At 43.9% G+C, this 12,188-nt stretch carries 8 protein-coding genes, 1 pseudogene and 1 riboswitch; all 9 genes and pseudogenes read right to left on the reverse strand.

All coding sequences use genetic code 11. The features are described from left to right. Nucleotides 1–122: 122 nt before the first annotated feature. The 9 genes and pseudogenes from CIK98_RS01405 to CIK98_RS01445 all read right to left on the reverse strand — a co-directional run bounded on the left by CIK98_RS01405 (nucleotide 123) and on the right by CIK98_RS01445 (nucleotide 12,182). Nucleotides 123–1,133, reverse strand: coding sequence for an iron ABC transporter permease (locus CIK98_RS01405; RefSeq protein ID WP_094382508.1), 1,011 nt, complete (start codon nucleotides 1,131–1,133; stop codon nucleotides 123–125). Nucleotides 1,134–1,151: 18 nt separating this feature from the next. Further along, nucleotides 1,152–2,264 carry an ABC transporter substrate-binding protein gene (locus CIK98_RS01410; RefSeq protein ID WP_094382509.1) on the reverse strand — a complete coding sequence of 371 codons (1,113 nt, stop codon included), beginning with the start codon at nucleotides 2,262–2,264 and terminating at the stop codon, nucleotides 1,152–1,154. 8 nt (nucleotides 2,265–2,272) lie between these two features. Next, nucleotides 2,273–3,400: a hypothetical protein gene (locus CIK98_RS01415; protein ID WP_094382510.1), complete on the reverse strand. Its 1,128-nt coding sequence runs from the start codon at nucleotides 3,398–3,400 to the stop codon at nucleotides 2,273–2,275. A 38-nt stretch (nucleotides 3,401–3,438) separates the two neighbouring features. Continuing rightward, nucleotides 3,439–5,457, reverse strand: coding sequence for a TonB-dependent receptor (locus CIK98_RS01420; protein ID WP_172409772.1), 2,019 nt, complete (start codon nucleotides 5,455–5,457; stop codon nucleotides 3,439–3,441). Nucleotides 5,458–5,502: 45 nt separating this feature from the next. Continuing rightward, a riboswitch (cobalamin riboswitch) is annotated at nucleotides 5,503–5,686 on the reverse strand. Nucleotides 5,687–5,805: 119 nt separating this feature from the next. Further along, nucleotides 5,806–7,053, reverse strand: a complete 1,248-nt coding sequence (locus CIK98_RS01425) for a M64 family metallopeptidase (protein ID WP_094382512.1) — start codon at nucleotides 7,051–7,053, stop codon at nucleotides 5,806–5,808. Further along, a complete protein-coding gene (gene folK, locus CIK98_RS01430) occupies nucleotides 7,050–7,421 on the reverse strand; it encodes a 2-amino-4-hydroxy-6-hydroxymethyldihydropteridine diphosphokinase (RefSeq protein ID WP_172409773.1) in 372 nt (123 codons plus the stop codon). Before folK ends, CIK98_RS01425 begins: the two co-directional genes overlap by 4 nt. A gap of 124 nt (nucleotides 7,422–7,545) precedes the next feature. Continuing rightward, nucleotides 7,546–9,540 (reverse strand): transcription termination factor Rho, encoded by a 1,995-nt coding sequence (rho, locus tag CIK98_RS01435; RefSeq protein WP_094382514.1) that lies wholly within the window; start codon nucleotides 9,538–9,540, stop codon nucleotides 7,546–7,548. Between the two features lie 165 nt (nucleotides 9,541–9,705). Then, nucleotides 9,706–10,980: pseudogene (locus CIK98_RS01440) on the reverse strand (DEAD/DEAH box helicase); the annotation flags it as partial. Then, nucleotides 10,980–12,182 carry an LptF/LptG family permease gene (locus tag CIK98_RS01445; RefSeq protein ID WP_094382516.1) on the reverse strand — a complete coding sequence of 401 codons (1,203 nt, stop codon included), beginning with the start codon at nucleotides 12,180–12,182 and terminating at the stop codon, nucleotides 10,980–10,982. The gene CIK98_RS01445 and the pseudogene CIK98_RS01440, both read right to left, overlap by 1 nt. Nucleotides 12,183–12,188: the final 6 nt, after the last annotated feature.

Consider the following 12,188-nt stretch of genomic DNA (forward strand, 5'->3'; position numbering starts at 1 on the left):
TTTAGTATTTTGTTTGCAATGCCAAAATTAGTCAATAATTTGTAAACTACCAAGCACAACAACCTTCTTATTACATTTTTTAACTCTAAACAACTAATATTTACTCATAATTTTGATAATAGCTAATCAATACCTCCCATTTTTCTCATTATGACAAATATCACAACTGGTGCTCCCAAGACTGGGGTGATAGCGTTGAGTGGGATGAGACCGGCCGACGATGGCAGTGTACTGATAAGGTTGCAGAAGAGCGCTACAACAGAACCCGTGAGCATGGTCACCGGCATGAGAATGCCATGATGGCTTGTACGTATCATCATGCGAGACAGATGGGGTACAGCAAGGCCAATGAAAGAGACAGGGCCGCAGAAGGAAGTGACAACGGCGGTGAGAAGACCGGTAATGACCAGAAGACAATTTCTCACCACATGAGTCCTTATTCCAAGGTTTTCAGCGTAGCTTCGACCAAGCTGAATAATGTTCAAAGGCTTGATAAGAAGCAACGACGACAAGAGAGAGAGGATTGTGACAGTGGTAAACAATGGTAACTGTCTCATGGAAACACCACCAAAGCTGCCCAAGCCCCATACAAGATACGATTTTACACCTTCTTCGGTGGCGAAAAAGTTTAGAAGGCTAATGGCTGACGATGCGATATAACCAATCATGATGCCGACAATGAGTAGCATAGCACTGTTTCTTACAAGCAACGAAAAGGCAAAAACGACTGCCATCACTGCCATAGCGCCTAAAAACGCCCCAAAAAAGACTGCCGCATAACCGGAAAACGACACTTGGCCGGCTGTCATTGTGCCACCAAAGAGTAGCATGACAAAAGCCGCACCAAGACCTGCGCCACTACTGATGCCGAAGATGGAAGGGTCGGCGAGGGGATTTCTGAATGCTGTCTGAAGCATCAAACCGCTGACAGATAGAGCCATGCCTGAGAGCAATGCCGTAATAGCCTGTGGTAAGCGTGACTCAACGACAATATAGTTCCATGATGACTTTTCAGACTCATTGCCCAAAAGGATATTTATAACCGCATCTGCGGGTATGCTAACAGAACCGAACAGGATGTTGGCAAGAAACAATAATGCCGTTGACAGTATAAGGATTGTAACGTATCGCATCGTATTTGAATACTATAGTCAGTTGTATATTTTTTCAAAATATTTCATCTCGCAAGGACACTCCGGATGGAAGATGGCAATAAACTCTTGGAGAAGATTGTCGGGACGGAATGGCGTGGTCTCGTAAAAGGTGGTGCGTTCGGTGGAACATCCCCATACGTTTCCATTCTTAAACGCTTTGATATGTTCAAATGCCTTATTGTCTTCCTTCATCATGGAAATGGTCTTCTTTTCTCCTCCGTAGCGAAACAACCATATATCTGCATCCGCACACTTGTCAAGAACGGTCTCAACGGAGAGCGCCGTGCTGCCGCTTGACGAATCGTCAGCAAAGCAGTAGCTTCCGCCTGCGTCAGCTACCATCTGTCCTATAGTGCTTTTACCTCCAGGTACATACCACACACTACTCGAAGGGATGTCTACAACCACAGAAGGCTTGTCAGTATTATGAGCAACAGAAGAAGCAAGGGTACGATAGTTTTTCTCAACCACAGAAAACAAGCTGTCGGCCACCGACTCATTACCACAAAGCATGCCGTAGAATTTCATCCATTCAGCCCTTGCCAAGGGAGATACCTCCATGTAGTCGGCACACTCAATAATAGGAATATCTATCTCTTCGAGCTTACCATAACCTCCGCTATTTTCAAAAGGAGAAACAAACACACAGTCGGCACCGGCGTCTATGATTTTCTCTATATCAGGAGCCATGCTGTTTCCTACGTCGAGAATACGATGACTGTCGACAAGAGCCTTGATGTCTTTACGCTTCACATATCTCACATCGGCCATGCCCTTAATGACACCACTCGACTGAAGGTCGGCAAGAAGGGCGGCATGGACGGTAGTGAACACCATCGCATTTTTTACGGGCACCTTAATGACAGTACCCTTGGGAAGGTGGGTGACGGAGGGGTCGTTGACGAGTACATAGCGATGCAGAGTACGGCCTTTTTTCCATGGGTCGGCAATGTCTACAGTGCGGTACTTTCCGTAGTCGACAACGGTCAATAGCCTGGAATAGTCAAAATGCAGGGTGTCGCCCCCTGCCGTGATATATGAATTCTTTCCGGAATTGCACGACAAGAGGGCGACAATAGAAAATATTGATATTAGTATTTTGGCTTTCATGGACTACATTACTTGTCAAGAACTACCTTGCATGGATTCTGACCCCATGAGGTGTAAACCTGCTGGCGCTGGAAGTTGTCTGTCTCATGGAACACGCGTCCGTTGCCTGAAGAATAGAACGAGTTGAGGATATAGTACGAACCGTCTTTTCCTGTGCTGAGACCAAATACTGTGCAGCTAAGTAAAGTTTCGTCGTTTGAGCCCACCTTTGAGGTGATATCTTCCTTGCTCTGGGTTGCAGGATCATAGTAGAAATAGGTGTTGTGGGTCTCGTATGTGCTCCAGTCGGTCTTGGCGTAGACACAGAAGAACTTATTGCTGCCTTCCACTTTTGTGACGTATGTACAACACTCTCCGGTATCAATAGCCTTGCCGCTCTTGATATCGTATATCCAGAATGGGGTGTTGGTCCAGTCGTATCCATATCCTTGAACAGCTACATAGTTGTCGTTGGCCACCACAACCTGTGTGTTTGGCATTACGTCCACATACTTCACGGCTGCATCGGTAAAGTTGTTTGTATTGACGATGGCTATTCTGTTGTCGCTTTCCTTACCATCGTAGCTGCTACCTTGAGCCACATAGAGAATGCCGTCGTTCTCATCGATATGTTCCGGAGTGTGTCCCACCTTTACCTTACCCAGTTCCGAGAGATCGTCAGCACTCAGTTTTAAAATGTAACCGCCGATACATGTAACATAAATGGCACCATCTTCAGCCACTGCATAACGAGGCTGTCCGTACTCTGAAGGAATTTGCTTGCGTGTCTGTTCCACACCGGCGCGATTGAGTTTTGCAACATAGCTTGAGCCATAGACTACGACATATAGATTACCATTGTACATGATCATGTCCTGTGCAGTGTCGCCCAGTCTTTTACCATTTTGAAGATAGAATAGGTCATGTTCGGTGTTGGGGTCTACGTTGAGAGTGTCGGCCTTCCAGTCAAAACATACGATGTTAGCATTGTTTTTGCCACTGGAGCCTTGGTTAAGGATATAACCAACGTTTTCAGGAATAGCAACCTTTGAACCTCCGGCAAATGGGTCGTACTCGTCGTCGTCACTACAAGAAGTGAAGGCTGCCGAAACAGCTAATCCGCATATAGCGGAAAGAAATAAGCTTCTGAATTTCATGTTTTTAATTTTATTTATTAAAGTGATTATATATATTATTATTTCTTGTTTTTAAAGAGTTCAACCATCACTGTAGCCAAAAAGCTTCTTCCTGGCATGGGATAGTATTTGATTATCTCATACTGCTTGTTTGTGATATTGTTGACTGTAAGTTGCAATGTCAAGTCGTAAGACTTGCTTATATGTAACAACCTCGAAACACTCAACGAATGCTCCATATAACTCTTCATGAGATATTCGTTGGTGTTTTGTGCCATAGAGTATCGTTTGCCTTGTGCGGTTGAGCTATATCCAATATTTATCCACGGAGTGTAGAATATGGCAGAAAGCGAGCCGCTCACCTTTGGTGTGTATGGCAGTTGTGAATTATATGTAGGGCTGTTTTCCGTTTTGTCTTTTGCCTCCTGTAATGTCATTGCGCCTGAAGCTGTGAGTGAGAATCCCTTAGAAAGGTCAATTTGTGTGCCTAGTGTAAGATCCAGTCCCTTTGCCTTAACCTTTCCGAAGTTGACCATCTTCCAGATGTAAGTAGAGGGGAAGGCGACTATTTTGTCAGTGACGTTGTTGATATATGCATCTACTGTGGCTGTGACATATTTCACGGCACCTATCTTCCGTGAATTCCAAGTCAGTCCGGCCCCATATTCGACTGCGTTTTCCGGTCTCAAAGATGTGTTTCCTATCTGAAGATAGTATAGGTCGTTGAAGGTTGGAAGTCGGAATGTCGATTTCACCATTGTCCTAAAGAAGAGAGCGTCGTCGGGCAGGAGCCTATAGCTTAGAGAGAGCGAAGGCGATATCTTCTTTCTGTCGGCTGGAGTGGTGATAGCATATTTGGTGCTTTCTGTCAGCGATTCACTTGCATAGGTGAATACGATGTTTCCCTCAGCCGTAAGCCTGCCAGTCTTCATCTTGGTCACCAAGGCTGTTAGTGAGGTTATCCTAAATGGGTTTGGGCTTCCGTTCACTGATGTTCTAAGTTTGTTTGCCGCAACATCTTCAGCTATAGCCATTTCAAGCCATGCCACCGGGCTATATCCAAGAGTAGAGGAGATATAATATTCGTCTTGTCTATTAGTTTCATGAAGAATGCCACCACTATATTTCACGTTTTTATCTTCGTATAAGTTCCAAGAGTGGGTATACTTTCCCCTTACAGCCAGTTTACATGATTCACCTATTTTTTTTGTATATAAGGCCTGTGTGAAGAAGTTTTCGTCCCAGAGTCTCTCGTTTGATATATTGTTGTAAAGTATCACTGTACCAGGCAGTCCTCTTTCCGATTTGTAGAAGTACGCCTTTACGGCCAGTTGGCTTTCGTCGTTGAAGGAATGAAACAAATTCCCTTCCACATGCCATTGACATATATCAGAGTTATTTCTCTGTTCCTTAGTCTTTTCATTTCCGTTAACGAGCGTGAAACCATATCTTCCGTCTGCTCTCATGAAGTTGGCGTCGATTGTGGCCATTGTCTTGTCACTTATCTTGTTCCAGAATCTCAATTTTGGGTTCACTTGTCCCCATGAGCCAATAGCTATACCCGATGAAAGTCTGTAGTCGCCAGTGTCAAGAGAAGGTCTTTCCGTTTCTATAGACAATACGGCGGCAGAGGCATAGTGTCTTGCGCTTTGCATTGTCCCACTGCCTTGTCCCACTGCCATGGTAAGCAGTCCGACATTGTCGAGTGAGAATCGTCCGATGTCAATCTGTCCGGCTTGGGTATTGCTGACCGCCACACCATCATAGCTGACGGCAGTGTGTTGCGCCCCGAGGTTTCTCACCGAAACGGTTTTCATTCCCCCGATGCCTCCGTAATCCTTAACGTTTGCCCCGGCAAGTCGTTTTACGGCATCAGCAACCGACTGTACGCCAGTCATCCTGATGTCGTCGCCAGAAACCGATTGTATAGGTACGGTTTCATAGACGTTGGCCCTGCGAGTTCTGTCAGCAGTGACCACCACCTCTTTTATCTTTTGCGTTCTCAAGGAGTCGGCAGGGTATGCCGTTTTAACGCATAACAAGGCAACGCTAATGGTAGCGCATTCTTTAAAATTCATGTTCAAACAATTAATGTTTTTCATGCCTTTTCCTCGAAGGCTATGAAACAACAATTTGGTGACGGCAGGTCTTCTGACTATTGCCGAGGCAGAACGTCTTCCCGAACATTGTCTGTCAGTGACATTTTGTTCTGACTCATAAAGGCAAATCACAGCAGCGGGACTGTCAGAGAATCGCACTCTGTTCCCATTTAATCACCTGTGGTGAACCAATCACACTGCAAAGGTAATGCTTTATTTTGTATTGAACAAATAATGTGGTGTTTTTTTGCAAAAAAAACTTCATCGACGTTTGTTTTATCGTCGATGAAGTCAGTATAAATATTTAGTCTATTTTCGAAAGTTGAGTTACTTAACATAAAAGTCGATGAGTTTTTGCAGAGCTTGTTGACAAACCGGACAGAAATCCTTGTGTTCATTGGTTCGCATACGACAATCAATATTTCCGCGCCAAACGCCTTTTGACTGATATCCACCTCCCTCTATGAGTGATGATTTGCCATTGTCGATAAGGTTCTGCCATTTCTGAGTGAAATCAGCCTTTGTTGTGATGTTTGGCTCCCATGGCTCTGTGTCGGCAAAATACATCGGGTCGGTATCGGCATACTCATACTCGTCGGCCAGTCCGCCGAAGCTGTGTCCGAACTCGTGTACCACTACAGGTCTGAAACTGTTTCCTTTGGTGTACGACAGGTTATAAGAGTTGTAGATGCCGCCGCCACCATATTGTTCCGTATTTACCAAGACAATGATATGCTCATAAGGAGAGCATGCGAGTTCATCGTGTAGTTTTTTCAGATGTAGGGTGGTGAGGTAACGATTGCTGTAGAAAGTGTCGAAATGTGACCCGAGGGTTGTGTTTCTCCAGTCTTTCTTATGTGGAGTGCTTGTTCCTTCATTTTCAGATGGCGATTCGACACACACAATATTGAAATAGCCTCTCATTGAAGTGAAGGGCTCATGTTCGAACAGAGCCTCTGTGGCTATCTTGGCATCGTTGATGAAATTGTCCATTTGCTCTTTCTTATAACCTTCCGCCACGTAAGCTATTCGTATGCAGTTTGTTGTGTCGTCAGCCTGCTGCAAGGTGACAATGGGATTTTTGGGGCGTTGGATTTCTCGTATAAGTATGTCGTTGGGGTCTATTGTATGGGTGAGGGTAGAACTTACCTTACGGTGAAAGTCGAAGAGTTCAACTTTTACGTCAACAGTAGATTTTGGGAATGGCACGAGGAAAACGTTTTCAAACGACTTTGGTGTGGTTTTTGCCTCGTCGCTTGATAACCATTCCTGAAACAGTGTTGAGAAGGAATGTCGATAGATGGTCTTACCGGAGGCTTTGTCTGTAAGTGTTATCTGTCCGTTGCCTTCATATGGTAGTAGTTCCAAACGCTTCCGCCGTCCATACCATCCTTTCACTTTTACCAATTCGTCTACGAAGATGAGTTGGCGTGATGTGTCGCCAGCGAAAATGTAGTCGAGGCGCAAGGTGTTGTCAGTAAAATAATCGTTGAAGCATACATCACCTTGTTGTGCATTAACTTTGATGATGTTTGTAAATATCACTATAAGAAAAAGAAGAAGTCTTGTTTTCATAGTTCTGTCTGTAATTGTGTCAGTAATTGTTTTAAATAGTCTCGTTCCCAGTCTGTGATGTGTAGTTTCTGCTGGTCGTAGAGCATGATATCGATGTCTATGACCACGTTTCCCCTATTGCTGCGGTCTCGTCCCATTTCGTTTTCAATACTTTTGGTGTTGTCCAAGAGTTTTTCGAGTGTGAGAGATGTTGTTCCGGAAAACAACTGGTTGAGATAAGGGTTGTTTGTATGTCCTATGGGTTTTGTCTCTATAACGGGAGAAAGCCTGTTTGTCTGTATGAAGTCCTTACATTTCACCAAGGCTTCTGATAGATTACCTTGTCGGTTGCCAGTGTTTGAACCGAGTGCGATTAATACATTATGCAAAGTCATAGGGCAAGAAATATCGCTTGTGTTCAATTATATGAAGTTAAGGAAAATAAGAGTTTATGACACGAGACTCTACAGTCGACAATAGTGAATATTGTGTGTGTAGAGTCTCGTATTGTTATCAATCGTTCATTGACAGGAGAAATTCTTCGTTGTTTCTTGTTCTTAGCAGTCTCTCCCTAACGGTGTTCATAGCCTCTATAGGGTTCATTTCGCTGAGGAAGTTTCTCATTATCCACAGTCGCTTAAGAGTAGCGGCATCGTGTAGCAGGTCGTCGCGTCTTGTGCTTGATTGTACGAGGTTGACAGCTGGGAAGATGCGCTTGTTGCTGAGCATGCGGTCGAGCTGAAGTTCCATGTTACCGGTACCTTTGAATTCCTCGAATATGACTTCGTCCATTTTTGAGCCGGTATCGATAAGAGCCGTTGCTATGATGGTGAGCGAACCACCATTCTCGATGTTACGGGCCGCACCGAAGAAACGCTTGGGTTTTTGCAAGGCGTTGGCGTCGACACCACCTGTAAGCACTTTTCCGCTTGCAGGACTTACAGTATTGTATGCTCTTGCCAAACGTGTGATAGAGTCGAGGAAAATGACCACGTCATGTCCACATTCAACCATTCTCTTTGCTTTTTCGAGCACGATGCCCGCAATTTTCACATGTCTGTCTGCCGGTTCGTCAAAAGTGGAAGCTATTACCTCTGCATTAACGGTACGGCTCATGTCTGTAACCTCCTCAGGGCGTTCGTCGATGAGCAACATCATCAGGTAAGCCTCAGGGTGGTTTGCAGCAATGGCATTTGCGATATCTTTCATGAGAATAGTCTTACCAGTCTTAGGCTGTGCTACGATAAGGGCACGCTGTCCTTTTCCTATGGGAGAGAAGAGGTCTACTATGCGTGTGCTTGGATTTGTGGTAGCTCGGTCGCCACAGAGGTTGAACTTTTCTTCTGGGAAGAGTGGGGTGAGATGTTCGAACGACACTCTGTCGCGCACTTCCGATGGGTTGCGTCCGTTAATCTTGTTTACGGTGCTAAGGGCGAAATATTTTTCATTTTCGTGTGGAGGACGCACTTGGCAGTCAACGACATCTCCGGTCTTTAGTCCGTATTTCTTTATTTGCTGTGGTGAAACATAGATGTCGTCTGGTGATGACAAGTAGTTATAATCGCTTGATCGTAAAAATCCGTATCCGTCTGTAATGATTTCCAATACTCCGTTACCACTGACGATGTCGGCAAAGTCGAATTGTTCTTCCTCTTGTTGGCAATCGTCTATTGGGTTAATATCCTGAGGTTCCGAATTTATTGTTTCCTGCTGCATGAGTGGTCGGTCGAACATGTCAAGTTGTGGTATTGCCTCATAGTCTTCTATTGGCAGGTCATAAACCACGATAAAGTCAGTGCCGTCAGCAGGGTCGCCTTCCCATACTTCGTCTTCCGTCGGAGCTTCTGTCTCGGGGGTGTTATTGTCGGAATCGTTGTTGTGGTTAAGTTGCTCTTTCAGCAATTCTATGGTAGAGTTGTCCACCTCTTCCGTATTGTTGTTATCAAGGTTAGCCTCAGGCACGCTGACATTGTTGTCTTCAACGTTGTCAACGTTTTCCTCGTTATTGACCGTTGTATCTACGATGTCGTCTTGTGTTTGAGGAGCCGTTTCGTCATTAGTCTGAGTTTCATCCTGAGGTTGAGGATCAATCAGTCCAGCCTCTTCAGCCTGTTTTGCTGCTTCAAGAGCAGCTTTTTCTGCTTTAGATTTTCTTCCTCTTTTCTTAGGAGTTTTTGTCTCTGTAGCTTTTTCCTCAGTCTCAACCGCCGGTTCGTCGTTGAAAAGTTGTTGTTTGACGTCTTTTGTCATTCCTTTTGGGACGTCATAATTTTCACCTTCAATACCGTTCACGGTATATACCTTGTCTTTTTCTTTTTTGGCGATACGTGTTCTTTTTCTTTTTGGTGTCTCGGTGTTGTTAGCCGCCGAGTCTTCCGCAGCTTTGTCGAGTATAGCGTATATGACAGATTCTTTTTCGTCGTTTTGTGACACTTTTACTCCAAGGCTGTTGGCTATGCCCACCAATTGGGCATTGTCCATTGATTCTAATTCTTCTTTTGTATACATATATATTAATATTGTGTATATGTTTTTTTTCTAAATGTCTGTAAAATGGAAATTGGTTGTTGTTATGTAACTATGAAAACAAGTCATAAGACGTTGTTTTTCCCTTCATATCAAAAACCTCTGCAAAGTTAGGTAAAAAAAACGAAACTTGCAAATTTATTCTTCATTTTTTTTCTTTTGAGGCTTATCTTTTTGTTTCTTTGAGTGTGTTTTTTTCTTCCTTGTCATATTTTTATTGCTTTTTTCCTTAGGCTTACCGTTTTTTCTTGGTTTGTGATGCCTTACAGGATTATAATCGGGAGCATCACCGAGTTCTTCGGGTATTTTAAGTTTTTCTATGTTTTTCCCAATAAACTGCTCAATTAGCCCGAATCGATACATGTCGTTTTCGTTTACTATTGTTATAGCCTCGCCGTCGCGGTCGGCACGAGCCGTTCTGCCTATTCTGTGTACGTAGTCTTCGCAATCCCTCGGCACATCATAGTTGATGACCATCTGTATATCGTCAATGTCAATGCCGCGAGCCACGATGTCTGTAGCCACAAGCACGTCTTTTTGTCCTGCTTTAAACTCAAGCATAACATTGTCTCGTTCCTGTTGTGTGAGGTCGCTATGCATTTGGCAGCAGTTGACCCCCATTTTTTGTAGTTGTCTTGTGATTTCCTTTACCTTGTCTTTTTTTCCGGAAAAAAGTATCACCCGTTTCATTTTGTTGTCTTTAAACAGATGTCTTATTATTCCCTCTTTTTGTTGGTCGTGGCAAACGTAAGCCATCTGTCTGATTTTTTCAGCTGGCTTACTTACGGCTATTTTCACCTCTACGGGGTTGTGTAGTATTGATTTTGCCAGTTGTTGTATTTTTTTTGGCATGGTGGCCGAGAACATTATTGTCTGTCTATCTTTGGGAAGCAGTTTTTCTATTTGCATAATGTCGTCGCTAAATCCCATGTCGAGCATTCGGTCTGCTTCGTCAAGCACAAAGAAACTTACTTTACTAAGGTCAACGTTTCCCATTTTGATATGACTGAGCAGTCGCCCTGGTGTAGCAATCACCACATCCGCTCCGAGTCTGAGGCTTTTCATTTCCTGGTCGTATCTTGTTCCGTCGTTACCTCCATAAACAGCCACGCTGCTGGTATCGTTAAGATAGTATCCGAATCCCTGCATGGCTTGGTCTATCTGTTGAGCCAGTTCTCTTGTGGGCGACATGATAATACAGTTGATGGCATCTTTGGGGTAGCCTCCATCGTCAAGCATGCTGAGTATTGGAAGCAAGTAGGCGGCAGTCTTTCCTGTGCCAGTCTGTGCTATGCCTATGAGGTCGTGGTAGTTGAGAATCTCTGGTATGCATCTTTCCTGAATCGGAGTGCATTCTTCGAATCTCATGTCATACAACGCGTCAAGGATGTTGTCGTTAAGATATGTATCTTCAAATTTCATTAGTTTGGTGCTTTCTTGTAACAATAATATGCAATTGCGAAATATAGCAAGTTTGGTATCCATGCTGCCAGTACTGGTGGTGTGTCAGCATTTATGGCGAATGTAGAACTTACGGTCTGTAGCAAGATGTATGAGAAACTCAGTGCCATTCCTATGCCAAGGTAGAGTCCCATTCCACCTTTTCGTTTCCTTGCAGAGAGGCTGGCTCCGATGATGGTAAGTATAAAAGATGCGAAACAAGAAGCTATTCGCTTGTGATATTCCACTTCGTACTGTACGACGTTGCTCGACCCCCTGTCTTTCTGTTTTGATATGTAACGCAGTAGTTCCGGACTGGTGAATGTTTCCTGCTGTCCTTTACTGAACACGAGGTCCATGGGTTCCATCATTATCATCGTATCAATCTCGGCTCCTGTTTTTATTTGCTCTCTCATGCCTTTCAACGTGCGTATTTTGTAGTTTACGGCACGCCACTGATACCTGTTGTCGGATATTGTGTCATATTTTATCACGTTGGCAGTCATGTGGCTTACGAGTTTTTTATTCTCAAACTTGTCGAGCGAGAATCCGTAGCCGGTTTTAGACACGTCGTCGTATTGTTGTATGTATGCTATCACTCCCTTGCCTACCTGCAGTTGTACGTTAGAAGCCGATGTTTTCTTCTTGTTGTTTTTGTAGAGCGACTCGAAATCGTGTCTTATTACGGTGCCCTTTGGTATCACGTAAGCTCCTAAGGTGAAATTTAGTATGGAAATGAGGGCTGCCGAAATCATATATGGTCTGAGAAGTCTTTTAAAACTCATGCCGCAAGCCAGCATTGCTATGATTTCAGAATTGCCGGCTAACTTTGACGTGAAGAATATTACAGCAATGAATACGAATAGCGGACTGAACAGGTTTGCAAAATACGGTACGAAGTTGGCATAATAGTCAAACACTATGGCACGCAGCGGAGCATGATTGGTTGTGAACTTGGCAAGATTCTCATTTACGTCAAACACTATGGAAATAGAGATGATGAGAATAATTGAATAGATGTAAGTACCGATAAACTTGCCAATAATATACCGGTCCATCCTCTTGATGTACCTGAAGGGATTGAAAAAAGCCATCACACTTGCAACTGGGCTAATCACTTTTTTGATGGCCCTTGCAGTCTTCCTAAGCTTCAACCATAATCTCTTGTTTTTTATAACTTTCATGTCATC

Source organism: Prevotella sp. P2-180 (assembly GCF_002251435.1).
GTDB lineage: Bacteria > Bacteroidota > Bacteroidia > Bacteroidales > Bacteroidaceae > Prevotella.